This is a genomic window from Pseudomonas sp. RAC1, from assembly GCF_030658255.1.
GTDB classification, from domain to species: Bacteria; Pseudomonadota; Gammaproteobacteria; order Pseudomonadales; family Pseudomonadaceae; genus Aquipseudomonas; species Aquipseudomonas boreofloridensis.
This window is the reverse complement of record NZ_JAUTXS020000010.1, coordinates 73078-99146: the sequence shown is the minus strand read 5'-3', so window position 1 is coordinate 99146 and position 26069 is coordinate 73078. Positions and strand designations below refer to the sequence as shown.

General features: G+C 63.7%; 25 protein-coding genes. 11 read left to right on the top strand and 14 right to left on the bottom strand.

Annotated elements, in window-relative coordinates; translation table 11 throughout:
- Positions 1-7 precede the first annotated feature (7 nt).
- Positions 8-4150 (bottom strand): CheR family methyltransferase, encoded by a 4143-nt coding sequence (locus Q7C30_RS01785; RefSeq protein ID WP_317870436.1) that lies wholly within the window; start codon positions 4148-4150, stop codon positions 8-10.
- Between the two features lie 352 nt (positions 4151-4502).
- Here Q7C30_RS01785 and Q7C30_RS01780 point away from each other — a divergent pair, with 352 nt between their 5' ends.
- The 3 genes from Q7C30_RS01780 (at position 4503) to Q7C30_RS01770 (ending at position 6417) form a co-directional block, all read left to right on the top strand.
- Positions 4503-4718 (top strand): general stress protein, encoded by a 216-nt coding sequence (locus Q7C30_RS01780; RefSeq protein WP_317870435.1) that lies wholly within the window; start codon positions 4503-4505, stop codon positions 4716-4718.
- 74 nt (positions 4719-4792) lie between these two features.
- The gene (locus Q7C30_RS01775) at positions 4793-6016 is read left to right on the top strand and encodes a zinc-dependent alcohol dehydrogenase (protein WP_317870434.1); all 1224 of its coding nucleotides are present in this window, start codon (positions 4793-4795) and stop codon (positions 6014-6016) included.
- A 95-nt stretch (positions 6017-6111) separates the two neighbouring features.
- Positions 6112-6417, top strand: a complete 306-nt coding sequence (locus Q7C30_RS01770; RefSeq protein WP_317870433.1) for a DUF6555 family protein — start codon at positions 6112-6114, stop codon at positions 6415-6417.
- Between the two features lie 13 nt (positions 6418-6430).
- Here Q7C30_RS01770 and Q7C30_RS01765 read toward each other — a convergent pair whose 3' ends face one another.
- The gene (locus tag Q7C30_RS01765; protein ID WP_317870432.1) at positions 6431-7438 is read right to left on the bottom strand and encodes an aldo/keto reductase; all 1008 of its coding nucleotides are present in this window, start codon (positions 7436-7438) and stop codon (positions 6431-6433) included.
- Positions 7439-7596: 158 nt separating this feature from the next.
- Between Q7C30_RS01765 and Q7C30_RS01760 the strand changes: the two genes are divergently transcribed.
- Positions 7597-8070 carry a YbjN domain-containing protein gene (locus Q7C30_RS01760; protein WP_029614137.1) on the top strand — a complete coding sequence of 158 codons (474 nt, stop codon included), beginning with the start codon at positions 7597-7599 and terminating at the stop codon, positions 8068-8070.
- A 10-nt stretch (positions 8071-8080) separates the two neighbouring features.
- Here the strand turns inward: Q7C30_RS01760 and alkB are convergent, their stop codons facing one another.
- A complete protein-coding gene (gene alkB, locus Q7C30_RS01755) occupies positions 8081-8725 on the bottom strand; it encodes a DNA oxidative demethylase AlkB (protein ID WP_317870431.1) in 645 nt (214 codons plus the stop codon).
- A gap of 274 nt (positions 8726-8999) precedes the next feature.
- On the opposite strand from alkB, the gene Q7C30_RS01750 reads away from it, so the two are divergent.
- Positions 9000-9608, top strand: a complete 609-nt coding sequence (locus Q7C30_RS01750) for an SCO family protein (RefSeq protein ID WP_029614138.1) — start codon at positions 9000-9002, stop codon at positions 9606-9608.
- Positions 9609-10091, top strand: coding sequence for a copper chaperone PCu(A)C (locus tag Q7C30_RS01745; protein ID WP_317870430.1), 483 nt, complete (start codon positions 9609-9611; stop codon positions 10089-10091).
- Between the two features lie 47 nt (positions 10092-10138).
- Here the strand turns inward: Q7C30_RS01745 and Q7C30_RS01740 are convergent, their stop codons facing one another.
- From Q7C30_RS01740 to Q7C30_RS01725, 4 genes are all read right to left on the bottom strand, one after another.
- Complete coding sequence (locus Q7C30_RS01740) at positions 10139-10366, bottom strand: hypothetical protein (RefSeq protein WP_029614139.1); 228 nt, start codon at positions 10364-10366, stop codon at positions 10139-10141.
- Between the two features lie 64 nt (positions 10367-10430).
- On the bottom strand, positions 10431-11264 hold the full coding sequence (locus Q7C30_RS01735; RefSeq protein ID WP_317870429.1) for an AraC family transcriptional regulator: 834 nt from the start codon (positions 11262-11264) through the stop codon (positions 10431-10433).
- Complete coding sequence (locus Q7C30_RS01730) at positions 11261-11575, bottom strand: AzlD domain-containing protein (RefSeq protein ID WP_029614140.1); 315 nt, start codon at positions 11573-11575, stop codon at positions 11261-11263. Before Q7C30_RS01730 ends, Q7C30_RS01735 begins: the two co-directional genes overlap by 4 nt.
- Positions 11572-12273, bottom strand: a complete 702-nt coding sequence (locus Q7C30_RS01725; RefSeq protein WP_155290524.1) for an AzlC family ABC transporter permease — start codon at positions 12271-12273, stop codon at positions 11572-11574. Before Q7C30_RS01725 ends, Q7C30_RS01730 begins: the two co-directional genes overlap by 4 nt.
- A 156-nt stretch (positions 12274-12429) precedes the next feature.
- On the opposite strand from Q7C30_RS01725, the gene Q7C30_RS01720 reads away from it, so the two are divergent.
- From Q7C30_RS01720 to Q7C30_RS01710, 3 genes are all read left to right on the top strand, one after another.
- The gene (locus tag Q7C30_RS01720; RefSeq protein ID WP_317870428.1) at positions 12430-13293 is read left to right on the top strand and encodes a hypothetical protein; all 864 of its coding nucleotides are present in this window, start codon (positions 12430-12432) and stop codon (positions 13291-13293) included.
- 50 nt (positions 13294-13343) lie between these two features.
- Positions 13344-14096, top strand: a complete 753-nt coding sequence (locus Q7C30_RS01715) for a methyltransferase domain-containing protein (protein WP_317870427.1) — start codon at positions 13344-13346, stop codon at positions 14094-14096.
- A gap of 98 nt (positions 14097-14194) precedes the next feature.
- Positions 14195-15409: a YeeE/YedE family protein gene (locus tag Q7C30_RS01710; protein WP_317870426.1), complete on the top strand. Its 1215-nt coding sequence runs from the start codon at positions 14195-14197 to the stop codon at positions 15407-15409.
- Between the two features lie 136 nt (positions 15410-15545).
- Here the strand turns inward: Q7C30_RS01710 and Q7C30_RS01705 are convergent, their stop codons facing one another.
- Entirely contained in the window at positions 15546-15875 is a 330-nt protein-coding gene (locus Q7C30_RS01705; protein WP_029614143.1) for a hypothetical protein, read from the bottom strand.
- 227 nt (positions 15876-16102) lie between these two features.
- On the opposite strand from Q7C30_RS01705, the gene Q7C30_RS01700 reads away from it, so the two are divergent.
- Positions 16103-16855 (top strand): FadR/GntR family transcriptional regulator, encoded by a 753-nt coding sequence (locus Q7C30_RS01700; protein ID WP_317870425.1) that lies wholly within the window; start codon positions 16103-16105, stop codon positions 16853-16855.
- A 33-nt stretch (positions 16856-16888) separates the two neighbouring features.
- On the opposite strand, the gene Q7C30_RS01695 is transcribed toward Q7C30_RS01700, so the two are convergent.
- The 5 genes from Q7C30_RS01695 to Q7C30_RS01675 form a co-directional block, all read right to left on the bottom strand.
- Positions 16889-18469, bottom strand: a complete 1581-nt coding sequence (locus Q7C30_RS01695; RefSeq protein ID WP_317870423.1) for an aldehyde dehydrogenase (NADP(+)) — start codon at positions 18467-18469, stop codon at positions 16889-16891.
- A gap of 70 nt (positions 18470-18539) precedes the next feature.
- Positions 18540-20093: a galactarate dehydratase gene (gene garD, locus Q7C30_RS01690; protein WP_295487242.1), complete on the bottom strand. Its 1554-nt coding sequence runs from the start codon at positions 20091-20093 to the stop codon at positions 18540-18542.
- A gap of 56 nt (positions 20094-20149) precedes the next feature.
- Positions 20150-21505: an MFS transporter gene (locus Q7C30_RS01685; protein WP_317870422.1), complete on the bottom strand. Its 1356-nt coding sequence runs from the start codon at positions 21503-21505 to the stop codon at positions 20150-20152.
- 100 nt (positions 21506-21605) lie between these two features.
- The gene (gene kdgD / locus Q7C30_RS01680; RefSeq protein WP_317870421.1) at positions 21606-22517 is read right to left on the bottom strand and encodes a 5-dehydro-4-deoxyglucarate dehydratase; all 912 of its coding nucleotides are present in this window, start codon (positions 22515-22517) and stop codon (positions 21606-21608) included.
- A gap of 385 nt (positions 22518-22902) precedes the next feature.
- Positions 22903-23715: a type 1 glutamine amidotransferase gene (locus tag Q7C30_RS01675; RefSeq protein ID WP_039577605.1), complete on the bottom strand. Its 813-nt coding sequence runs from the start codon at positions 23713-23715 to the stop codon at positions 22903-22905.
- A gap of 398 nt (positions 23716-24113) precedes the next feature.
- Here Q7C30_RS01675 and Q7C30_RS01670 point away from each other — a divergent pair, with 398 nt between their 5' ends.
- Positions 24114-25151, top strand: coding sequence for an Ldh family oxidoreductase (locus tag Q7C30_RS01670; protein ID WP_317870420.1), 1038 nt, complete (start codon positions 24114-24116; stop codon positions 25149-25151).
- 398 nt (positions 25152-25549) lie between these two features.
- Here Q7C30_RS01670 and Q7C30_RS01665 read toward each other — a convergent pair whose 3' ends face one another.
- Positions 25550-26047 carry a hypothetical protein gene (locus Q7C30_RS01665; protein ID WP_317870419.1) on the bottom strand — a complete coding sequence of 166 codons (498 nt, stop codon included), beginning with the start codon at positions 26045-26047 and terminating at the stop codon, positions 25550-25552.
- Between the last annotated feature and the right edge of the window lie 22 nt (positions 26048-26069).

The window sequence follows — 26069 nt, the reverse complement described above, 5'->3', positions numbered from 1 at the left end:
CCAGGCCTCAGTAAGGCACCGACCCACTCAACGACTCGATCACCTCGATCAGTTCGTCGTAGCCCACGGGCTTGTTCAGGTGGCGGTCGAAGCCCGACTGCCGCGACTTGTGCTGATCGGCACTGGCACCGTAGCCGGTCAAGGCAATGGCCGGTGTGCTGCGCAGGTGTTCCAGGCTGCGCAGGGCCTTGATCAAGGCATGGCCATCCATGCCCGGCATGCCAATGTCCGAGAGGATGATGTCGTAGCGGTCCTGCCCGGCCGCCTCCAGCGCCTTGCGCGGATCGCTGTAGGCGTGCACCACGGCGCTTTCCATCTCCAGCAATTGCTGCATCACGTCCAGCACCTCGATCGAGTCGTCCACCAACAGCACGCAGATGCCATGCAGACGGCCCTCGGTCTGTGGCGGCGGGGCATCGGCGCGCTCGTCCTGGCGTGCTGCGCTGAGCGGTAGACGTACGCTGAAGACGCAGCCCTGGCCTAGGCCCGGCGACTGCGCACGCACCGTGCCGTCATGCGCTTCGACCAGTTGGCGGACCAACGACAAGCCGATGCCCAGTCCTTCGCGGTTGTGGCTGGTGGCGGCAGGGGCGGCCTGGCTGAACAGGTCGAAAATCTTTTCCAGGCTGTCCTCGCGCAGGCCTACTCCTTGGTCGATGACTTGCAGCAGGGCCTGGTCGTCTTCGCGGCTGAGCAGCAGATGAATCTCGCCGCCGTCGGGGCTGAATTTCAGGGCGTTGTTCAGCAGGTTCCAGATGATCTGCTCCAGCCGCGTACTGTCGCCTTCGATGTACAGCGGCTGACCATCGGCCGGCACGCTCAGGCGTACCGTGCAGTTGTGCTGTTCGCTCGACACCACCGCATGAATACCCAGCAGGATCGCGGTGAGATCGACCGATTCGGTCCGCAACTTGAGCTTGCCGGTACGGATACGTGCCACATCGAGCAGGTCGTCGATGATCCGGGCCTGGCTCGACACCGCTTCGCAGATGGTGCTGACCGCCTTGCTCGCGGTGCTTGCACCTTTGATCACGGGCAGGCGGCGGAGGATTTCGGCGTTGAGCTGGATGAGGTTCAGCGGATGCTTGAGCTCGTGGGACATCACCGCGAAGAACTCGTCCTTCAGGTGGCTGGAGGTTTGCGACTCGGCCAATTGCTTGCTCTGCTCATCGTGCAGGCGCTTGTGGCCGGTGAGGTCGCGGGCGATCTTGACGTAGCCGCGCAGGCTGCTGCCCTTGAGCAGCGAGACCTCGCCGCTGCAATAGAAACGGCTGCCATCCTTGCGCACGTGCCAGCGTTCGTCCTGGCCGCGCCCATTGACCCGGGCACTGTGCAGTTCGCGCTCGGGCACGCTGCCCTGGCGATCCTCCTCGGTGAAGATCAACTCGTAGTGTCGTCCCAGGACTTCTTCCTTGGTATAGCCGAAGATCAGGGTAGCGCCGGTGTTCCAGTCGCTGATCGAGCCCTGCTCGTCGAGCAGGATGATGGCAAAGTCATGGGTGCTTTCGGCCACCAGGCGCATGCGTTCCTCGCCCAGGCGCAGGCGTTCTTCGGTGGCGCGGCTCTTGCTGATGTCGATGAAGGTCAACACCGTGCCGTCGATTTTCTGCTCGCTGGAGCGGTAGGCCAGCAGCCGGGTGAAGTACCAGTGCTGGTCCTGGCCGCTGATCTCGCGCTCGATGCTGGTGCCGCCCTGGGCCACGGCGCGGGCGTCGTCGGCCAGCTCCGGGTAGTTCAGGCGGTGGGTGATGTCGAGCAGCGAGCGGCCGGTGTCGACCGGCAGCATGTTGAAGATGTCGGTGGCGCGCGGGGTGAACCAGCGGATGCACAGGTTGCGGTCGACGAACACCGTGGCGATGTCGGTGGAGGCGATCAGGTTGCTCAGGTAGTCGTTGACCTTGTCGGTTTCCTCGACTTTGTTCTTGAGTTCGTAGTTGACCGTCAGCAATTCCTCGTTGATCGACTGCAACTCTTCCTTGCTGGTTTCCAGTTCTTCGCTGGCCGAGCGTAGCTCCTCGTTGATGGCCTGCATCTCTTCATTGGAGGCGGTCAGTTCCTCGCTGGAAATCTCCGATTGCTCGATGGTTTCCTGCAACTGCAAGCGCGTGCGCTGCAGTTCTCGCTCCAGGTTGGTCAGCACCATGCTGTCGGTCTGGCGGATGCCGCCGGCCAGGGCAATGGAAGGGTCCGGGGCGCGTTCCTCGAAAACCACCAGCAGGCACTCGCTGACGCTGGGGTCGTCCTTGTGCGGGTGGACGACGATTTCCACCTGGATTCGCTCGTCGCCTTCGCCCAATTCGACCGGGCGCGAAGTGACTGCCTGGGAGCCCTGGCGTGCCTGGAACAGGGTGGTGCGCAAGGCCAGACGCAGGCTGGGCAGCACCAGATTGATCAGGTTGCGGCTCGGCTCGCCGCCGGTCAGTTGCAGAAAGCGACCGACGCCGTCGCTCATGTGCAGGATCATGCCTTCGCCATCGACGATCAGGCTGGGTGGGCTGCGCCGGGCCAGGGCGCGGTGATGGACTTCGGCGTAGGACGGCTTGCGCGCAGCGCGCGTCTTGACCGGCGTGCCCGGGGTGGCGGGCGGCAGGTCCGTCCCGGTCAGCCGGCGTCCGGAGTGGCGCAGGCCACTGGGCATTTCGCGGGCGCGGAAGATGCGGTTGCGCTTGTCCACCGGGGCGAACAGCTCGCCGGCCAGGTCTGCCGACTCGGAGGATCCGAGGAACAGGTAACCGCCGGGGCGCAGGGCGAAGTGGAACATCTGCAGAATGTCGCGCTGCACCTCACGGTCGAGGTAGATCAGCAGATTGCGGCACACCACCAGGTCGATCTGCGAGAACGGCGGGTCGGACAACAGGTTGTGCCGAGCGAACAGCACCTGCTCGCGCACCTCCTTGCGCACCCGGTAGTGCTGGTCTTCCTTGCTGAAGAACTGGCGTAGCCGCCCGGGCGGCACATCGGTGACGATCGCTTCGGAATAGTTGCCGCTGCGCGCTTGCGTGATGGCGCGCCCGTCCAGGTCGGTGGCGAACACCTGGACCTTGGCCTCGCGCTTCTCCAGGGCCAGTTGCTCGCTGACCAGCATGGCCAGGCTGTAGGCTTCTTCGCCGGTGGAGCAGCCTGCGGACCAGACGCGAATGTCGGCGGGGCCTTCGCCGCTTTCGCCGTCGCTGACCAACTCGGGCAACACATGCCGCTCGAGGGCTTCGAAGGCTTCGCGGTCGCGGAAGAAGTTGGTCACGCCGATGAGCATGTCGGCCAGCAACTCATCGGACTCCTCCGGATGCTGCTCCAGGTAACGGTAGTAGCCGGGCAGGTCGGTCTGCGCGGTCACGTGCAGGCGCCGTTCGATGCGACGCAACACGGTGGCGCGCTTGTAGTGCTGGAAGTCATGGCCGGTGTTGGCGCGCAGCAGCAGGAGGATTTCCTCGAGCAGCGGTTCGGCCTGCTGCGGGTCGCCCTCGCGGATGCCCAGCGGCGGCGGCATGTTCTGCTCGTCCACTTCCGGCAGGCGCACTTGCTTGGCCTTGAGCCAGATTTCCATCAACTTCTGGGCCATGTCGGCTGCCGGCATGACGAAGTCCACCAGGCCGGTGGCGATGGCGGCGCGGGGCATGCTGTCGTGCAGGGCGTCGTCTGGTGTTTGCACCAGGGTCACGCCGCCCTGTTCCTTGATCCGCGACAGGCCCACTGCACCATCGGCGCCCGTGCCCGAAAGCACCACGCAGAAGGCATGGTCCTTGTGCACGTCGGCCAGGTCGCGGAAGAACAGGTCAATGGCCACATGGTCGCCACGACGGCGATTGGCCGGGCTGACGCGCAGATAGCCGTCGTTGGTGGAAAGCCGGCTGGCCGGTGAGATCACGTAGACGTGGTTGCGCTCGATCGGCACTGGCGCTGTCACCTGGCGCACGGGCATTCGCGTTACGCCCTGAATGATATGGTCCGCCATGCTCTGATGGTCCGGGGACAGGTGCAGTACCACCACGAATGCCATGCCGCAGTCGGCAGGCATCTGTTCGAAGAAGGTACAGATGGCCTCGATGCCGCCGGCCGATGCGCCGATGCCCACCACCGGAAAATCGAGGTGACTGGGCATCAGTTTGCGATTGATCGGTGAGGCGGTGGACTGGTTGGAAGACGACGTCATGGCACGGCCTTGTACAGGGCGAGGGGACCACCCAGAGAGGGGAATCGGACAGGGTGAGGGAGTATAGGCTTCGCAGCGTCGAGGGCGAAAGCGGTGGCTAAGGCTCGCTTCTCCGGGATTGGGACTTGGACTTGAGGCGCGCAGGAAAGTGCTGGTATAGCGGCAATATTCATCGTGGCATGCAGAACGGCCAATACTGGGGCGCTAAAGTCAGGCCCCGGCGCCTTTAGCGCCGCCGGTCAGAGATTCATCAAAACGATGGAGCGCGGTGTCAGGCGACTGTCGGAACCAGGGTAGGCGCGTGCATCGCGCGCGCACCGGCTGGCCACAGAATCCTGACAGGAGACATGACATGGCACATGAACATGAGCAGGACCGCCCGAGCAAGCGCGGCGGCACCCGGCAGACCAATCCGGGCAATTTCGCCAATGACCCCGAGCGCGCATCGCGAGCTGGTCGAAAGGGCGGACAGAACTCTGGCGGCAACTTCGCCAACGACCGCGAGCGTGCCTCCGAGGCCGGGCGTCGGGGCGGGCAGAACAGCCGCGGCGGCGCACGCGATGCTTGATGGCTAGACTCTGAACAGGCCCGGTCATCCCTTTGCCTGGGCCAGTGGCAATCCTCAGCCCTGGAGAGCGAATCATGCGTGCATTGACCTATCACGGCGCCGGTGATGTGCGGGTAGACACGGTGGCCGATCCCATTCTGCAAGACCCCGACGACCTGATTCTACGCGTGACCGCGACCGCGATCTGCGGCTCGGACCTGCACCTTTATCGCGGCAAGATTCCCATGGTCGAGCAAGGCGATATCCTCGGGCACGAGTTCATGGGCATCGTCGAGGAAGTCGGCAGCGGCGTGACGGCGGTGCAGCGCGGGGACCGGGTGGTGATTCCCTTCGTGATCGCCTGCGGTGGTTGTTTCTTCTGCCAGCACGAATTGTTCGCGGCGTGCGAGAACACCAACACGGGTCGCGGCGCCATCCTCAACAAGAAGGCCATCCCGCCGGGGGCGGCGTTGTTCGGCTACAGCCATTTGTATGGCGGCATCGCGGGTGGGCAGGCCGATTACGTTCGGGTGCCGAAGGCCAACGTCGGCCCGTTCAAGGTGCCGGGGCACTTGGCTGACGACAAGGTGCTGTTTCTCTCCGACATCCTCCCGACGGCCTGGCAGGCGGTGGTCAATGCCGACGTGGGCGAAGGCTCTTCATTGGCCATCTACGGGGCCGGCCCGGTCGGCCTACTGTCGGCGGCGTGCGCACGCATGCTGGGCGTGGAACGCATCTTCATGGTCGACAACTGCGGTTATCGTCTCGATTACGCCCGCCAGGCTTACGGTGTGATTCCCATTGATTTCTCCCACGATGACGATCCGGCCGACACCATCATCCGCCAGACCGCTGGCATGCGCGGGGTGGACGCGGTGATCGACGCAGTAGGCTTCGAGGCCAAGGGCAGCGCTACCGAGTCGGTACTCACCGCCTTGAAGATCGAAGACAGCAGCGGCAAGGCGCTGCGCCAGAGTATCGCTGCCGTGCGGCGCGGCGGAGTGGTGAGCGTGCCGGGGGTGTATGCCGGTTTCGTCCATGGTTTCCTGTTCGGCGATGCCTTCGACAAGGGCCTGACCTTCAAGATGGGGCAGACCCATGTCCAGCGCTATCTGCCCGAGTTGCTGGAGCATATCGAGGCGGGGCGGTTGAATCCGGAGGCGATCGTCACCCATCGCCTGGCGCTGGAGGACGCTGCGCGTGGCTACGAGCTGTTCGACGAGATGCAGGAGCGCTGCCGCAAGGTAATCCTGCAGCCCGGCGCGGTGCCGGATCCCGAGATCGAGGCCGTGCGCCGAAGCTTGGCGGGGCAGGACTGAACGCACTGTTTATCCATTTGTTCGACAATTTTCTGAATCTTCGCGATGAAGCCCGATCAATCTAGGGTCATCCATGGAGAACAGGAGGCCCAGAAATGCCAGCTCCACAGTTGTACGTCATCGAATACAAGCAGCATGGGCATCTGCGCAGCTTCATCATTCGATCGGAGCGCATGGACAATGCCGAGGCTTGGCATTGGGCCAGTTGCGATGCGGGGGTGGGCATCATTCCCAAGTTCGGGCGAGAGAAGATCAAGAAAGTCAGCCGGCCCATGGCTGAGCGCTACGGCATTACCGATGTGATCTGGCGGTTGTCCGGAAGCGGAGCCGGACGCAACGGCAGCGACAGCCCGCAACGCACCGAGCCGCTGTCTGGCGGCGAGATGCGTGTGCTGGTGTGATCACCGGGTTAAGTCAGCGCGGCAGCCGCCCGCTGACGAAATGCGCGACATCGTTGAATCCCGGGGTCGAAGCATGTCCTGGGGTGACCAGTGAATCGACGAAGGCTTCGTCTTCAGTGCTGATCTGGACCTCCAGCGCGCCGGCGTAGGTTTGCCACTGCGCCTCGGTGCGCGGGCCGACGATGGCCGAGCTGATCAATTGGTTGTTGAGTACCCAGGCAATGGCGAATTCGACCATGCCGACCCCTTTGGCCTGGGTGTACGCGTGAATCTTCTGGGCAATGGCCAGCGATTCCTGCCGCCATTCCACCTCCAGGATGCGTTTGTCCTGGCGCGCCGCACGGCTGCCTTGCTCAGGTGTGGCGCCCGGTGCGTACTTGCCGCTGAGCACGCCGCGCGCCAGCGGGCTGAAGGGCACCACGCCCAAGCCATGGTAGGCGGCTGCCGTGAGCTGCTCGGGCTCGGCCTGGCGGTTGACGATGTTGTACAGCGGTTGGCTGACCACCGGTTTGGCCACACCCAGGCGCTCGGCCAGGTTGCAGATCTCGGCGATGCGCCAGCCGCGGAAGTTGGACACGCCCCAGTAGCGGATCTTGCCTTGCTGCAGCAGGTCCCCCATGGCGCGCACGGTTTCCTCCAGCGGCACCTGGTGGTCCTCGCGGTGCAGGTAGTAGATGTCCAGGTAATCGGTGTTCATGCGCGTGAGCGTGGCGTGCAGGGCATTGAACAGGTGCTTGCGCGACAGACCGCTACGGTTGGGCAGTCCGTCGACCGGTCCATAGCCGCCTTTGGAGGCGACCACCCAGTCCTGACGATTATGCGCCACCGCCTGGCCGACGATTTCCTCGGAGCGTCCGGCGTTGTACACATCGGCGGTGTCGATGAAGTTGATGCCCTGGTCCCAGGCCTGGCCGATGATCTTCAGGGCGGTCGGAGTGTCGGTCTGGTCGCCGAACATCATGCTGCCCAGGGTCAGGGCGGAAACGTGCAGGCCGGAGCGGCCGAGGGGGCGGTAGCGCATGCTGAAGGTCCTTGCATCGGGGGAGGGGATCGGTCCGTTTTACACACAACGCCGCGGCTTTTAAAGGCTGGGCGCGCGTGCCTGGGTGTCGTCCTGGCCAATCAGAAGCGCTGTGCTACTACTTGATAGCGACGTAATGATGATGAGGAAGCGTGTGCATGACGGATGTGACCCTTATTGAAACCGTGAGCGTAGAGTCGCTGACCGAGCTGCTGCAGGATGCCGGCTGTCGGGTCAACCGCAACGAGCAGAGCGCTGTGGTGCAGTTGCTCAGCGCCAGTCAGGGCGTGGGCTATGCGGTGCGCTTCGGCAACCGCGCGCCAGGCAAGGACGGCGAGTTTCTCGACTTTACCTTCAGTTGTGCGCTGCGCATCCAGGGTGACCTGCCGGACGGCTTGGCTGAACGCTGGAATGCGAGCCGGCGGTTCGCCCGGTTGTCGCTACAAGGTGAATTTCTGGTGATGGAAATGGATGTCGTGGTGGCCGATGGCGTCACCCCGAAGCATCTGCTCGGTAGCCTGCTGCTGTGGGATCGGGTGTTGCAGGAGTTCATCGTTTATCTGCGCGACTACGGGCGTAATAACCCGGTACAGGCCGCGCAGTCGGTCAGCGACGACACGGCTGCGGTCTGAAGGCTGTGCTTCAGCCGGCCCTGCGCAAGGTCAGGTTGATGCGTCGCTCGCCCATTCGTTCATGGCGTCCCGGCTTGATCGGCAACACGCCATGAAATCGCAGCCGGTCCTCGCCGCCCCAGACCAGGACATCGCCATGACTGAGCGGCACCTGCTGCGGGCGGTCGCTGCGCTGATGACCGCCGAACAGGAACGTGGCTGGCAGGCCCAGTGAAATCGACACGATCGGCTGGGCGAAGTCGCGTTCGTCACGGTCCTGGTGCAGGGTCAGCCGGGTGCCGGGCAGGTAGTGGTTGATCAGGCAGGCGTCGGCGACAAAGCCGTCGAAGCCGGCTGCGGCGGCTGCCTGGGTTGCCAGGGACGATAACGTCTCGGGCAGCCTCGGCCAGGGTCGATCAGTGCGCGGGTCGGTGCGGCTGTAGCGGTAGCCGCGCTCATCGCTGACCCAGCCGAACGTGCCGCAGTTGCTCAAGGCCACGGCCATCTGCAGCCCGCCGGGGGTGCGCATGTGCCTGAAGGGGGCCGCGCGCAAGACCGGGCGCAGCGCGTCGAGCAACGCTTCGATCTGCGGCAGGGCGAAGCCGGGGAGCAATACGGTGTGACTGGCCAAGCGCTGGGGCTGCTGGCCGAACAGGTCGAGGTCGGACTGGATCATGGCGCTCACGGGCGGGGACAGGCGTTCAGTGTAGCGCCGTGGCCGGGCAGCGCCCATGCCCTCCGGTCGTCCGTAAGCGTTCGCCGCACTGATCTCTAGCAACAAAGTGTTACTCTTTCAAGCCCTGCGACAACAGGCCGCAGCCCGTAAATACGGGGCTGCGGAGGAATTGCCGTGTCGTCGTGTGGCCGCTGACGGGGTGTCATGCCAGAATGCCGCGGTTTTCGACCGGTCCTGCGCGAGGACCGGCGCCTCTGCTGTGAAGGATGGTTCCATGACTGATCTACTGACTCGGCGCGCGGTCGTCGCCGGGATGGGTGTACTGGGGCTCGGTCTGCTGGCCGGCTGCAGCCCGGCCCGTGGCCTGGACTTCAAGTACGGCAAGAACATGAGCAACGAGATTCTCGGGCGCAAGTTCAAGCTCAAGGACCCCCAGGGCAACGAGCGGACCTTGTCGAGCTTCTACGGCTCGATGCCGATGATCTTCTTCGGTTTCACCCAGTGCCCGGCCGTGTGTCCGACCGCGCTGGCACGCGCTGCGCAGATCCGCCAACAGCTCAAGGGCCGTGATCGCGATCTGTTTCGGGTGGTGTTCATCACCCTGGATCCGGAGCGCGACACCCCGGAGGTGCTCGACGCCTACGTCAAGGCGTTCGACCCTTCATTCGTCGCCCTGACCGGCACGCCGGAAGAGATCGATGCTGTCGCCCGGGAGTTCAAGGTGTTCTACGAGAAGATCCCGACCGGCGACACGTACACCATTTCCCACTCGTCCACCAGCTACGTCTACGATACCCGTGGCACCCTGCGCCTGAGTCTCGGCCATTCCCTGAACGCCAAGGAATGCGTCGAAGACCTGCGCACATTGATGGAGATCTGCTGAATGTCGATGCAACCGATCAAGCGCGGCCTGGCCGCATTCGCCCTGCTGGGCCTGACCCTGCCGGCGTTGGCCGACACCAGCGTCAAGGACGCCTGGGTACGTGCCAGCGTCCCTCACCAGCAATCGACCGGGGCGTTCATGACCCTCACGGCGACGACCGACAGCAAGCTGGTCGGGGTCGCGTCGCCCGTGGCCAAGACCGTGCAAGTGCACGAAATGACCATGCAAGGCGATGTGATGGGCATGCGTGAGGTGAAGGCCCTGGATCTGCCGGCCGGCAAACCGGTGACCCTGGACCCGAATGGTTACCACGTGATGCTGATGGGGCTCAAGGACCAGGTCAAGGAAGGCCAGCAGGTGCCGCTGACCCTGACCATCGAAGATGCGCAGGGCCAGAAGCAAATCCTGGACGTCCAAGCCCCGGTCAAGCCATTGACCGCCGACATGAGCGGCGCCCACGACCACATGCACATGAAGCACTGATCGCCTTGATACCCGTTGGCCGCCCGTCAGCCAACGGGTTGGAGGAATCAACTGCGAAAGCGCGGCAGTGGTCGGTCGACGGTGAGCGAGGTCAGCGTGCGCCGCACCTGCGCTTCGTCGGCCTCAAGCGCCTTGAGGCTGGCGCGGATCTTACCCGCCGCCGGGACATCGCCCTGCCGGTCGATCCAGTCGGCGATCTGTTTGCAGGCGCTGCTCAGGCAGGCCTGGCGCTGGTTCATCAAGTTGATGAGGGTGGTGAGTTCGCGTTCAGACATGACTGCATCCTCCATTCAGCCCCAATCAGTGTAGCAGCGCCTGGCCATCTCGCCGGGTGCGCGCTCAGCGCTGCACACAGGCCAGACGGTAGGCCCCGGGCGTGACGCCATAGGCTTGCTTGAACTGACGGTTGAGGTGGCTCTGGTCGGCGAAGCCCAGGGTAAAGGCCACCTCCAGTGCCGGCAGGCCGCGACGCAGCAGTTCCCTGGCCCGCGCCAGGCGCCGTTGTTTGAGCCAAGCATGGGGCGGCAGTCCAGTGGCCTGGCGAAACACGCGGGCGAAATGGAAAGGCGAGAGGTTGACGGCCGCTGCCAGGGCCTCCAAGGAAGGAGGATCGGCCAATTGGCTTTCCAGCAGTTCCCGCGCCCGCGCCACGGCCAGCGGCTCGTGGCCCGGTGCAGCAGGTTCGGCGCCGTGGCCATGGCGCTGCACCAGTCCCAGCACGGCTTCGCGCCAGGCCGTTTGCTGCTGCAGTGCGCTGGCGCCCTGTTCAGAAAGGCGATGCAGTTGGCTTAGGGCGGCTGCCAGCAGCGGATCCTGGACCACGCTCTGGCGAAAATGCGGCAAGCCACCGCGCCTGAGTTCGAGCTCGTCGAGCACCCCAGTGACCCGTTGGTGCTCGGGGTAGAACGCCCGGTAACGCCAACCGGCCTCGTGCGCCTTCGCGCCGGTGTGCAGCTCGTCAGGATTGATCAGCACCACGCTGCCGACCGGCGCCAGATGGTCGCTGCCACGGTGCCAGAAGCACTGCGCGCCGGACTCGATCACCGTGAACACGTAGCCTTCGTGCACATGGGGCGCGAAGCGCTGCTGCACGTAGCGGGCGTGCAGCATCTCGACATCGCCGAGCGCAGGCGCCTGCCACAGGTGGATCTGTTCGCGCAGGGGCGTGTTCATGCCAGCCAGCTGCGCAGAAGGATGAAGAGCAACATGCTCGCCAGCATGCTCAGCAGTACGCTGCGGGTCAACAGAACGAGTGCGATGGCCACCAAGGCGCCCAGCAGGTACGGGTTCAGCGGGTCCAGGTCGAGCTGATGGCCGGGCAGGAAAATGATCGGCCCACAGATGGCGGTGAGCATGCCCGGTACGGCGAATCCGAGGAACTGCCGCACGTTGGAGCTCAACCGCAGCGGCAGTCGCGGTTCGAGGAACACGTAGCGGTTGAGAAACACCAGCAGCCCCATAGCGACGATCAGTAACCAGATCATGGGCGGCTCCTTGTCAACTTCTGGCACACGAAGCCCGCCGCCATGCCCAACAGGCCGGCCAGGACCAAGGCGGTTTCCCAGTGCCAGGTGCTGAACAGCACCGAGCAGAACAGCGACACCGCCACGCACACCAAGGTCGGCAGATTGCTCACGCGGGGTGCGATCAGCGCGACGAAGGTGGCGACGATGGAGAAGTCCAGACCCAACCGATCCAGGTGCGGGATGCTCTGACCGAGCACGATGCCGGCCAGGGTGAACAGGTTCCAGGCCACATAGAAGGTGAGTCCTACGCCCAAGGCGTACCAGCGGTCGAACTGTTGACGGTCGTGATGGCTGGTCAGGGCGAACAGTTCATCGGTGAGCAGAAAACCCAGGCCCAGCCGCCAGCGCGTCGGCAGGCCACAGATCACCGGCCGCATGGACAGCCCGTAGAGCAGGTGCTGCGAGGTGAGCAGCAGGGTCGTCAACAGGATCGATAGCACGCCGGCGCCGCTCTTGAGCATGCCGATCGCGACCAGTTGTGCGGCGCCGGCAAACACGATGGCTGACAGACCCTGGCCTTGCCAGGCGCTGAGGTCGGCTTCGATGGCCATGGAGCCGGCCAGCAGGCCCCAAGGCGCCACGGCCAGGGACAGTGGGACGATGGCGAGGCTGCCTTGGACGAACGCCTGGCGGTGGTGCAGTGCAGGGCTGGACATGGTGACTTCGAACGTAGGGCAGGGGTAGCCAGCATGCCAGAGCCAATGCGGCAAGGCTTGAACGATCTTGCTGCCTGGGCGCTGGCCCGGGCCGAGCCGATGACATTTTTTTCACATCCCCTTGTTAGGATCGCCGCGACCTCAAAGGAGCGATCGATGATTCAACTGTTGCGCACGCGCGCGGTAAAACTGACCTTGGCGGCCACGGCAGGCGTTGTCGTCAGTGCTTTGGGTTTCTTCGCCTGGCAGAGCTTCTATCCCGTCCAGGCCGCCGATGGTTGGCGCGTTCAGGTGCTGCACGACGACCTGGACAAGGCCGCGTCGCTGCTGCCGCTGGCCGATGGCAGTCTGCTGGTCAGCCGTGAGCTGGACGACGGCAAAGGCAGCATTCTCAAGATCACCCCTCAAGGCGAGCGTCAGGTCCTGATTGATGGGCTGTCCAAGCCTGACGGCATGACAGCGGTGGAGGGCGGCTGGGTGTTCAGCCAGGAGGGGGGGCTGGCGCCGGTCAACCTGTCCCGCGACGGTCAGCTCACAGCCCTGTTCGAAGGCGAGAACGTGCAGGGGCTGTGGAACGAGGGCGGCCACCTCTACGCCATCGAGGACCGCAAGGGCGAAGGTCGCCTGATGCGCTACGACTGGAGCACTGGCCAGGTGCAGGTGCTGCGCGCGGCGCTCACCGAAGGCGAGGGCCTTACCCGCTGTGAAGGTGGTCGTCTGCTTTATACCGAAAAAGCGGCCGGGCGCATTCGCGCACTGGGTGACAAGGGCGAGGATCCGGTGGTGGCCGAGGGCCTGCGCCATCCAACCTTCCTGTTTTGCGACCAACGCGGGTTGTGGATCAGCGAAGACTCGACCCACCGCGCCCGATTGCTGCGCATCGATGCCGATGGTCAGCAGCACACCGTCCTGTCGTTCCTCAAGGCGCCACAGTCGATCGTGCCCGACGGCCAGGGCGGTTATCTGCTCGCCGAAGGTGGACGGGATCGTGTACTACGCTTGTCGCCGTCTGCGCAGTAGCGCTCGGCGGCCTGTCCCGCCACACTGACCACCCCGATCAGGAGCAGGGCATGGCGCTTTCCTCGACCGATTTCACCACCCGGCTGCTGGTCGATGCCGGCATAGGCCCCGGCATGCGTGTACTGGATGTCGGCTGCGGCATGGGCGATGTCAGCTTCATGCTCGCCGAGCTGGTGGCGGCGGACGGGGCGGTGGTGGGCATCGACCCGTTTGCCGCCGCGCTGGCGCACGCGCGCCAGCGTCAGGTAGATGGGCATGCTGCCAACGTCGAATTCGTCGAGTGTGACCTGCATCGACTGCCGGCGTCTCTGGGGCTGTTCGACGCCATCGTTGGGCGTCGAGTGCTCATGTACCAGCCCGATGCCGTGATTGCCGTGCGCCACTTGGCCAGGCTGCTGCTGCCCGGTGGCGTGCTGGTGTTCCAGGAACATGACAGCACGCTGACGCCCGCCAGCCTCGACCCTTTCCCCTTGCATCGCCGTGCCCAGCGCTGGTTGCAGCGCATGATCGCGCATGAAGGCGCCGACGTGCACATCGGTTTCAATCTGCACCGGATCTTCAGCCAGGCCGGGTTGCAGGTCGGTCACTTGCGCGCCGAATGCCTGCTGCAGACGCCTGACAGTCCCTACGGGCTGGCGGCGATCATTCGCGCCTGCCTTCCCCGCATCATCGAGCACGGCATTGCCACCGCGCGACAGGTCAACATCGACACCCTGCAGGCGCGTCTGGACGCCGAGCGGACCGCCTCCACGGGCATCTACATTGGCGACATGGCCTTTGGGATTTGGGCACACAAGCCCTGAACAGGCCGGTGTCACGACTGCGTGACGGTACAGGCATCTCGCCAACGCCCGCATAGCGGTATACTCGCGGTCCGTTCGACTGTTATCCGAGTATTTCAATGGGTCTTTCCACTACCGCCACTTCCGAGCCGCGCCGTCTGGGCGCGCCGCTCATCGCCCTGGTCCTGTTGCTGACCGGCGCCTGGTTTCTCCAACTCAATGCCAGCTTCAAGCAGATGCTGTTGCTGCTGGTGGGCGCGGCCCTGGGGCTGACCCTCTATCACGCCGCCTTCGGCTTCACATCGGCCTGGCGCGTGTTCATCAACGAGCGGCGCGGCGCAGGGCTGCGTGCGCAGATGGTCATGCTGGCACTGGCGGTCGTGTTGTTCTTCCCGGCCTTGTCTGCCGGCAGCCTGTTCGGTAATCCAGTCAACGGACTGGTGGCGCCCGCCGGAGTGTCGGTGGTGTTCGGCGCCTTCATCTTCGGCATTGGCATGCAACTGGGCGGCGGCTGTGCATCTGGCACCTTGTTCACGGTGGGCGGCGGCAACGCGCGCATGCTGGTGACCTTGCTGTTCTTCATCATCGGCTCGGTCGCCGCGACTCACCACGCCGATTGGTGGTTCGCCTTGCCGTCGCTCCCGGCCACCTCGATCGTCAAGGCCTGGGGTGTCGGACCGGCACTGGTCGCCAGCCTTGGGCTGTTCGCGCTGATCGTGTGCGTGACGGTGATCCTGGAGCGACGTCGCCATGGTGTGCTGGAGCGGCCTGTGGGCAGCGAGCACCACGGCGTGCGGCGTTTTCTGCGCGGGCCGTGGCCGCTGCTGTGGGGGGCCATCGCTTTGGCGCTGCTGAACTACGCCACCCTGGCATTGGCCGGCCGCCCGTGGGGCATCACCTCTGCCTTCGCCCTGTGGGGCGCCAAGACCTTGAGTGGGTTGGGCGTTGATGTCGGCAGTTGGGTCTTCTGGCAGGCACCGGCCAACGCCAAGGCCCTGGCATCGCCGCTGTGGCAGGACATCACTACGGTCATGGATGTGGGCATCGTGCTCGGCGCCTTGCTCGCCGCCGGACTGGCGGGTCGGTTTGCGCCTAGCCTGAGGATTCCCTTGCCTTCGCTCGTCGCTGCGGTGATCGGGGGGCTGTTGCTGGGGTATGGCTCGCGTTTGGCCTACGGCTGCAACATCGGCGCCTATTTCAGTGGCATCGCGTCCGGCAGCCTGCACGGCTGGCTATGGCTGGTGGCCGCCTATGTCGGCAACGTGATCGGTGTGCGACTGCGTCCGCTGTTCTTCGCCGGTGAGCGACGTGCTGACAAGCTGACCGGGTGTTGAGCATCGGGCCATCAATCGTGAAGCTGAGAAACTACCTGAGCTTTATCGATAAATAGCTTTAGGTTTTCATCTTAAGCTATTGATTAATAGAACATTCCTGGTTTGAGGCTCTGATCAGCAGAGCCTCTGCTGCGAATCATCGACGGGCTACGGCATGCTGCACGCACTGTTCGTAGTACGTCTGCTTGATCGCCTTGGGCGGTAGCCTTGAACGACTGTTGTAGGTCTGTTCAGTGATGCCCATGGCGGTCATGCGCATCCAGGGCTTACCGAAGCGGCGTACCTGCAGTTTCTTGCGCGCTGCATACAGCGTGGCCCCCGACAGTTTGGACTGCTGCGCCTCAGCGGCGATCTGAGCGCCCCATCCACAGACGCTGCGATCGTTCTGGTTCAACGGCCTGGCCTGAGCGTCCCATGCCACGAAAGCCAGCGCACAGCTGGCCAGGGTTGCTAGAAATACGCGCATGTTGCTGTCCTAAGCATCTGATGAAAAAGGGAGTTTGCCTTCGCTTCTACGGCATCGGGGCCAGCAAATTGCCGTCAGGCGACGGACTGTCATACCCCTTCCAGGGACCATGGCCGCGCGAGCATGGGCTGGTTCATATGGGGCGAGGAATATCGGGTGCATCGATGTGATCGTACAACTGCATGCGTTATGATGGCCGCTGTCTTTTCACGATGAATCACAACGGCATGACAGAGCAGCACGTACAGCCGCGGACACGACGCAAGCCGCGCAGTTTGGCTCAGGAATTGGTCACGGTGCTCACCGAGCGTATCCGCAACGGCCAGCTCAAGCGCGGCGACAAGTTGCCGACCGAGTCGCAGATCATGCTCGAGGAGGGGGTCAGTCGCACCGTGGTGCGGGAAGCCATCTCGCGCTTGCAGGCAGCCGGGCAAGTCGAAACCCGTCATGGCATCGGCACCTTCGTGCTCGACGCACCGAGCGCTACCGGCTTTCGGATCGATCCTGCGACCGTCGTCACCTTGCGCGAGGTGTTGGCGGTGCTGGAGTTGCGCATCGCCCTGGAGATCGAGGCGGCCGGACTGGCCGCCCAGCGGCGCAGCGACGCGCAGTTGCAGGGCATGCGCACGGCGCTGGACGAGCTCAATGAAGGCGCCGCACAGGCCTGCGATGCGGTCTCGGCGGACTTCCAGTTCCACCTGCGCATCGCCCAGGCCAGCGGCAATCATTATTTCGCCGATATCCTCGCCCATTTGGGTACCAGCATCATCCCTCGCACCCGGCTCAATTCCGCGCGTCTGGCCCACGATGACCAGGCCCATTACCTCAGCCGCCTGAGTCATGAGCACGAGGCCATCTACGAAGCCATCGCTCGCTGTGACAGCGAGGGCGCGAAGTTGGCCATGCGCTTGCACTTGAGCAATAGCCGCGAGCGTCTGCGCCAGGCCCATGCCGCAGCCGAAGAGCAGCACGCGGGGTAGCGGACAGGGGCCTCGAGGCCCCTGGCCGTCGCGTCAGAGCGGTGCGTCACTCCACTGGCCGTTCACCAGTCGCCGCAGCCGCAGTGGATTGGCGTCCTGCAAGGCCAGTGGCAACAGCGCCTGCGGGTAGTTCTGGTAGCACACCGGGCGCAGGAAGCGGTCGATGGCCAGTGTGCCGACCGACGTGCCGCGTGCGTCGGACGTGGCGGGATAGGGGCCGCCATGGACCATCGCATCGCACACCTCGACCCCCGTGGGATAGCCGTTGATCAAGATCCTGCCGACTTTTTCCTCCAGCAACGGCACCAGCCAGGCGTAGGCCTGGAGGTCTTCGGGTTCGCCAATCAGCGTGGCCGTCAGTTGTCCACGCAGGCCCAGCAGCGCGGCGCGTAGCTGAGCGTCGTCAGCGACTTCGACCGCGACCGTGGTGGGGCCGAACACTTCTTCCTGCAGCACCGGGTCGGACGCCACCAGCAAACGGGCGTCTGCCTTGAACAGTTGCGCGTGCGCTTGGGTGCCGGTCTGGACCTGGCCGGCCAGGTGCTCGATGCCAGGATGCGCATGCAGGTGCGTCAGCCCCTTTTCGTAGCTGCGCAGGCCACCGGTATTGAGCAAGGTCTGTGCGGCTTGCTGTTGCAAATGCTGACCGACTTCGCTCAACAACTGACTGAACCCAGGGGATTTCAGGCCGATCACCAGCCCCGGATTGGTGCAGAACTGACCGGCGCCCAGGCATACCGACCCTGCAAGTTCTCGGGCAATGGCTTCCCCGCGCTGGGTCAGTGCCGCGGGCAGGACGATCACCGGATTGATGCTCGACATTTCAGCGAACACCGGAATGGGCTGGGGGCGTTCGGCGGCCATGCGGCACAGGGCATCGCCACCCTTGAGCGAGCCGGTGAAACCGACCGCCTGGATGGCGGGGTGCTTGACCAACCCTTCGCCCACGCCTGCACCGAAGACCATGTTGAACACGCCCTCAGGCATACCGGTGCGCCCGGCAGCGCGGACAATGGCGCAGCCGACCAGGTCAGCGGTGGCCATGTGCCCGCTGTGCGCCTTGAACACGACTGGGCAACCGGCCGCCAGCGCAGCGGCCGTGTCGCCACCTGCCGTGGAGAAGGCCAGCGGGAAGTTGCTGGCACCGAACACCGCTACCGGACCCACGCCGATACGCATCTGTCGAAGGTCGACGCGCGGCAGCGGCTGGCGCTGTGGCTGGGCCTGGTCGATGCGAGCGCCAAGGTAGTCGCCACGGCGCAGGACCTGGGCGAACAGGCGCATCTGACCGCTGGTACGGGCGCGTTCGCCCTGGATGCGCGCGGCGGGCAGTGCGGTTTCCTGGCAGACGATGGCGACGAAGCGGTCGTCCAGTTCATCCAGCTCGTCGGCGATGGCGTCGAGAAATTCGGCACGCCGTGTCCCAGGCAACTGACGGAATTCGGCGAAGGCGGCCGCTGCCGCGCGAGCAGCTTGATCGACTTCGCTGTCGGTGGCCTGCGCGAAGCTGAAGGGCAGTGCCTGCCCCGTACTGGCGTCCAGGCTCTGCAGACGTTGCTGGCCGGCGGCGCTGCGCTGGCCGGCGATGAAGTTGTGGCCGAGGATCTCAGGCATGGGGTGCTCCTGTGGTTGACGCTGGATGCCTGCTTACCGCCCCGTCAGGTGCGGAAGATGCAGGCCATTTTCAGGTGATGGGTGCTGGATTGAACAAGGTGATGTCGTTGTGCAGCTTGTGGCGCTCGGCCCAGGTCTGTTTGCGGCCACTGGCCACGTCCAGGTAGAAGTGGAACAGCTCCCAGCCCAGCGCCTCGATGCTCGAGCGGCCGCTGGCGATGCGTCCGGCGTCGATGTCGATCAAGTCGGGCCAGCGTTGCGCCAGTTCGCTACGGGTACACACCTTGACCACCGGCGCCATGGCCAGGCCATACGGGGTGCCGCGGCCCGTGGTGAAGACGTGCAAGTTCATGCCCGCGGCCAACTGCAGGGTGCCGCAGACGAAATCGCTAGCCGGTGTGGCGCAGAAGATCAAGCCCTTGCCGGCGACCCGCTCGCCTGGGCCGATGACGCCCTGAATGGCGCCACTTCCGGACTTGACGATCGACCCCAGGGATTTTTCGACGATGTTCGACAGGCCGCCTTTCTTGTTCCCCGGCGTGGTATTGGCGCTGCGGTCGGCTGCGCCCTGTTGCAGGTAGCGGTCGTACCAGTCCATCTCGCGCACCAGCGCCTCGGCCACCTCGGGGGTTTGTGCGCGCGAGGTGAGCATATAGATGGCGTCACGCACTTCGGTGACCTCCGAGAACAGCACCGTGGCCCCGGCGCGCACCAAGAGATCGGCGGCGAAGCCCAGCGCCGGGTTGGCGGTGATGCCGGAGAAGGCGTCGCTGCCCCCGCATTGCATGCCCAGGATCAGCTCACTGGCCGGGACCGTCTCGCGGCGGCGCTGATCGAGCTTCTTCAGCCGTGTTTCGGCCAGGTGCATGATCTGTTCGATCATCTCCACGAAGCCCAGCGAGGCATCCTGCAGGCGGTACAGCCAGGGCTCGGCGAGGTCCACGGAGGGGTCGCCCTCGTGCATGACCTGTCCTGCCTGCAATTTTTCGCAGCCCAGGCTGATCACCAGCGCTTCGCCGCCCAGATTGGGGTTGCGTGCCAGGTTGCGTACGGTGCGGATGGGGATATAGGCGTCGCGGGCATTGATGGCCACGCCACAGCCGTAGCTGTGGGTGAGGGCGACGACGTCGTCGACATTGGGATAGCGCGGCAGCAACTCGGCGCGAATGCGCTTGACGGCGTGGTCGAGCACACCCGTCACGCACTGCACGGTGGTGCTGATGCCGAGGATGTTGCGGGTGCCGACGGTGCCATCGGCGTTGCGATAGCCCTCGAAGGTGAAGCCCTCCAGGGGTGGCAAGGCCGCTGGCACGGCATTGCACCGGGGCAGGCTGTCGAGTTCAGGCGCAGCAGGCATCGACAACTGGGTTTCCTGTACCCAACTGCCCTGGCGCAGGTCCTGGAGGGCGTAGCCGATGATTTGCCCATAACGCCGCACCGGCTCGCCTTGGCGGATGTCGACGGTGGCCACCTTGTGGCTTTGTGGTACGCCCTCGATCAGGGTCAGGCCATCGGCGAACCGCGCGCCTTCGCCCAGCCCGCCGTCGTTGACCACCACCACGACATTGTCATCGTCGTGCAGGCGGACGTAGCGGGGTGACTCGGAATGTTCGATCAACTGCATGCTCAGGCCCTTTTTGTCATTCATCTCAGGCGTTCATCCGGCGTTCTTGCTTCAGCTCATCGGCGTGCGGTCGCCAGCCCGCCAGTGGGCGCGGCGGCAGGCTTGGGCGGATCCTTGAGCTCGATACGCTTGATCGGTCCAACGATCACCAGGTAGCTGAACACCGCCACCAGCGCGTTGGCGCCGACATACACCAGCGCCCACTTGAACGAGCCGGTGGCGCTGATGATGTAGCCGATGACAATCGGTGTGGTGATCGAGGCGATGTTGCCGAAGGTGTTGAACAGCCCGCCCGAGAGACCGGCGATCTGCTTGGGCGAGGTATCGGCGACCACGGCCCAGCCCAGCGCGCCGATGCCTTTGCCGAAGAAGGCCAGGGTCATGAAGCCGACCACCATCCACTCGGCCTCGACATAGTTGCAGAACACCATGGTGGTGGAGAGCATGAGGCCGCAGACGATCGGCAGCTTGCGCGAGAAGGTCAGCGAGTTGCCGCGTCGCAGCAGCCAATCCGACAGTACGCCGCCCAACACACCACCGATGAAGCCGCAGATGGCCGGCAAGGAGGCGATGAAGCCCGCCTTGAGGATGGTCATGCCGCGCTCTTGCACCAGGTACACCGGAAACCAGGTCAGGAAGAAGTAGGTGATGGCATTGATGCAGTATTGGCCGAGGTAGACCCCCAGCAGCATGCGACTGGTGAGCAGTTGCTTGATGTAGCCCCATTTCGGTCCGTCGTTGCCGCGTTTCTGGTCCATGTCCACCAGGCCGCCGTTGCGTTCGATGTGTTCGAGTTCGGCCAGGCTGATACGCGGGTGCTGGCGTGGGTTGTAAATGGTTTTCATCCACACCGCCGAGAACAGGATGCCCAGGCCACCCATGACCACGAACACATGTTCCCAGCCGAAACTGAACACGATCCAGCCCATGAGCGGGGCGAACAGGGCGGTGGCGAAATACTGCGCCGAGTTGAAGATCGCCGAGGCGGTGCCGCGCTCGGCGGTGGGAAACCAGGCCGCGACGATGCGGGCGTTGCCCGGGAACGACGGGGCTTCGGCGAAGCCGACCAGAAAGCGCAGGGTGAACAGCGTGACCACCGCCCAGGCGACCGGCAGGCCGCCGACGAAGCCTTGCAGCAGGGTGAACAGCGACCAGGTGAAGATGCTGAAGGCGTAGACATTCTTCGAACCGAAGCGATCGAGCAGCCAGCCACCGGGAATCTGTCCGGCCACGTAGGCCCAGCCGAATGCCGAGAAGATGTAGCCCAGAGTGACTGCGTCGATGCCCAGGTCCTTCTGCAGGCTGGAGCCGGCGATCGCGATGGTGGCGCGGTCGGCATAGTTGATCGTGGTCACCAGGAACAGCATGAACAGGATCAAGTAGCGCACGTGCGTTGTTTTCGTCGCTTGCATGCGGTTGAACTCCCACTAGTTATTGTTGTGCGGGGCGGTCGAATTGTAGGCCGGAGCAACTGTGCTCCGGCGGCGGCCTATGCTGGCCGCAGGGCTGTGCCTATTGCGGGCCCATCTTGTCCATCAGCGCGGCGAGCATATGGTATTCATCGTCGGTCAGGTCGGTCAGCGGTGTGCGCACGGGACCGGCGTCATAGCCGGCGATACGGGCACCGGCCTTGACGATGCTCACGGCGTAGCCAGCCTTGCGGTTGCGGATGTCCAGATACGGCAGGAAGAAGTCATCGATCAGTTTGCCGACGGTCGCGTGGTCGTCGCGGGCGATGGCGTTGTAGAAATCCATGGCGGTCTTGGGCACGAAATTGAACACGGCCGAGGAATACACCGGCACGCCCAGTGCCTTGTAAGCCGCTGCATAGACTTCAGCAGTCGGCAGGCCGCCCAGATAGCTCAGCCGATCGCCCAAGCGACGGCGGATCGACACCATGCGCTCGATGTCGCCCAGGCCATCCTTGTAGCCCACCAGGTTCGGGCAGCGTTCGGCAAGCTGTTCCAACTGGGTTGCGTTCAGCCGGCAGACGTTACGGTTGTACACCACGACGCCGATCTTGACCGACTTGCACACCGCCTCCACATGGGCGGCTACCCCGTCCTGGCTGGCTTCGGTGAGGTAGTGCGGCAGCAGCAGCAGCCCTTTGGCGCCCAGGCGCTCGGCTTGCTGTGCATATTCGATGGCCTGGCGAGTGGCGCCACCGACCCCGGCCAGGATCGGAACCGAGGTGGCGCAGGTGTCCACGGCAGTCTTGATCACTTGGCTGTATTCGCTGGCAGCGAGGGAGAAGAACTCGCCGGTGCCGCCAGCGGCGAACAGCGCGCTGGCGCCGTAGGGGGCGAGCCATTCCAGGCGCTTGGCGTAACCGGCGGGATTGAAGTCGCCGTGAGCGTCGAAGTCGGTGACCGGGAAGGACAGCAAGCCGTGGGAGAGGATGGATTTCAGTTCTTGTGGATTCATTGTTGGAAGCATCCTATGGCGCTAGAGGGTTCAAGGCTAGAGGTAAGTTATCGTACAACTGAGATTCTGCAAAGAGGTCTGTTGAAAAATTTCGATGCCAGGCGACGGAGATTTGAAGGATGACAAGCAGGCCCGCTGTTCGACGAGCACCGAGCATTTTCAGCTAAGTGCGCACGGTTGCATTTATTTGGGAAGGGCGGGTAGGCGTGTGTCCAGGTTTAGATCGACTACTTGAAGGTTCAAGCAAGACTAGGCCAGGTCATCGTATGTCTAAGGCGTAGGGCCGTGATGAGTGCTGACCAGGTCTGGTTCGCAGGTCAAAGGCAGACAGTCCCACTGCGGAACGACATTGCGTCGTCCCGCGATCAGGGTATCAAGTACGAGATCAGGCCGCCTGATGGCGTTTTCCGGCCTGAGCTTTACGTACCTGGGCGCGGCACGCCTCGCCAAAGGCCTGGAACAATTTGATCGAATCCGGGTTCTTCGCGGCCTGCCATTCCGGATGCCACTGCACCGCGAACAGGAAGGGCGAAAGGTTTGGTGCATGGATGGCCTCGACCAGACCGTCTTCGGCACGCGCAATGGGCTGCAAGCCTTCCCCGAGGTTGCGCAAGCCTTGACCGTGCAGCGAGTTCACCCGGATCTGATCGCTACCCAGGGTGTCGCGCAGCCAGGTGCCTGGTTCAATGGTGACGCTGTGGGAAGCGGCATACTGCACCTCGACCGGATCATCAGGATTTTCCCGATGGTCGTTGAACCCGGGCTCGGCGTAGACCTTCTGATAGATGTCGCCACCGAGGGCCACGTTGATTTCCTGCATGCCACGGCAGATGCCGAAGATGGGCAGGCCACGGGCGATGGCCAGTTGTACCAGGGGGATGTCGAACAGGTCGCGATCCTTGTCCTGCGCTTTGCCGGGCGTTTCGTTCTGCTGACCGTACAGGGTCGGATCGATGTTGCTGCCAGCGCCGGTCAGGTACACGCCATCTGCCATATCCAGGTAGGCTTCGAGCGCCTCCGTACCACAGCAAGTGGGGACCAGAACCGGGATGCAGTCGGCGAAGTCGACCAGGGGCGTGATGTACTTGTGGGTCATGACCTGGTAGTCGTGACCTTTGCGCTCTTGGGTGCCCATGGTCATCAGGACGACGGGTTTGCGCAGGGCGGGTTGTTTGTTGCCAATGTTGCTGTTGGACATATGTCACCTTGGGACAGGTACTACCTGTCGTTGTTATGCAGGCGCGCGGCCTGAAGCCTGAAGTGCGCGGCCTGAAGCCCCGAGCACTGCCGGCGCAGCGATTGGCTGCGAAACCGGTCGGGGCATGGGATCTAGCTTGCCAGAGCCGTTCGATATGTCAAACGACTGAGCGAGCGGTTTAACGCGGTTTTCCGGGGTGTGCAGGGCTGCATGCCCGAGGCTGTAGGGGTTTGCCAGGGGCGCGGGTCAATAATAATTAACGATGCAGTTGGATCATTGCAGCGTTGCAATGAAGCGCAATGACCGCATGTGGTGATCGTCAGATTTGACAATGTGGCGGTGCTGGCCGAAGAGTGTCTGCCATGCCACCGACCCGCTATCACTGCAAGGAGCCGTGTATGTCCGTGTCCATCGAACCCTTGATTCGTGTGCCTCTGGCCGAGTTGCAGGCGCTGTTGCAGCAGGTTTTCCAACGTCACGGCTGCAGCGAAGCGGTGGCCGGTGTGCTCGCCGCTAATTGCGCGAGCGCCCAGCGTGACGGCGCGCACAGCCATGGCGTGTTCCGTATGCCGGGATACGTTTCGACCTTGGCCAGCGGTTGGGTCGACGGGCGTGCGGTGCCTGAGGTCAACGATGTCGCGGCGGCCTTCGTGCAGGTCGATGCCAAGGGCGGTTTTGCCCAGCCGGCCCTGGCTGCGGCCCGGCAACTGCTGGTGCACAAGGCACGTAGCGCTGGCATTGCGGTGCTGGCGATACACAACTCCCATCATTTCGCGGCGCTGTGGCCGGACGTCGAACCGTTCGCCGAAGAGGGCCTGATCGCCCTGAGCGTGGTCAACAGCATGACCTGCGTGGTGCCCCATGGCGCGCGCAAACCCTTGTTCGGCACCAACCCGATTGCCTTCGCCGCGCCCTGCGCCGGGCATCCGCCAATCGTCTTCGACATGGCCACCAGCGCCATGGCCCATGGCGATGTGCAGATCGCTGCGCGTCAGGGTGAGCAACTGCCGACCGGCGTGGGGGTTGATGCCGCCGGTGAGCCGACCACCGATCCCCAGGCGATGCTCGACGGCGGCGCCTTGCTGCCGTTCGGCGGACACAAGGGGTCGGCGCTGTCGATGATGGTCGAGCTCCTGGCCGCAGGGCTGACGGGCGGGCACTTTTCGTGGGAGTTCGACTGGTCTCAGCACCCCGGCGCGAAGACGCCCTGGACCGGCCAATTGATCATTGTCATCGACCCGGCCAAGAGCACAGCCACCCCGTTTTCCTACCGCAGCGCCGCGTTGGTGGAGCAGATGCACGCCGCGGGCTTGTCACGCTTGCCGGGGCAGCGGCGGTTCATCGAGCGTGAGCTGTCGTCAGACCGAGGCGTAACGGTCACCGAGGTACAGTGGCTGGAGCTGCAAGGGATGCTGGAGAGGCAAGTCGACGAGTGAATGGTTCGCTTGATTTTAGTGGCTCAAGACAGCATGACTTCAGCTCGGTCTCTTGGTCGATTCCAGCAAGGCACAGGCCTTCGATTTTTCGTACCAAAGTTCGCAAGGTATGTGCCAATGCGCACTGGGAATTTCAGTGGGAACTGGCATCTGAGCGATCAAAAAACTTGGCACGCTTAGACAATAGGAAACTGCCGAGGAGTATCAAAGCCCAGCCCCACCAAGCACCGTCCAAGTGAAGAAATCGTTTAACGCCCAGTGTTGACCAAACGGCTACACCTACCATGATTAATGCGAGACCTAAACTCCTACGAATGCGAGGCGATTCGCACAGCCACTCCAGCAGGAAACCTATCAGTAGTAGTGCAAGTGCCAGGTAGATTTCAGTCATTTCAAATCTAGATAATGAGCATGGTAGTTGATACTTGAGGTCCGATACCACCTTTAACCTCAGCCTGGAGAACTACCATAACATCGCCGGCATGGTAGGGAGTCAGCGCTTTCCGAGTCGCGAACGCCGCTGCACTACCGGATACGCCGCCTACGGCCCCCTTGGCCAATTTGCCAGATACCTTCGGCATTGCCCACCCGGCGCCCCGGGCAACGATCAAGCCGACCAGTGATGCAATGGTGATTTTGTTTTCGTTAAGTCTGTCGGCTTGCTGTCTGCTGAGAGGTCTGGAAACAGAGACTTGCAGTGTGCAAACACGTTCATCAGCAAGCATTCGCTCGTAAAGCTCTCGCATGGCACTCACCACTTTATAGTGTGCTCCATGGACGGAGGGGAGATTGGTTTCGGGGAAGTCGCAGCATTCCCCAGGTCTTATGATAAATACACTTACATCAAACGCTATGGCGTAACGACCGATAGAGTGATACGTCCTTTCAGGTTTCATGACCTCTCCGGGTGGGGCCTGT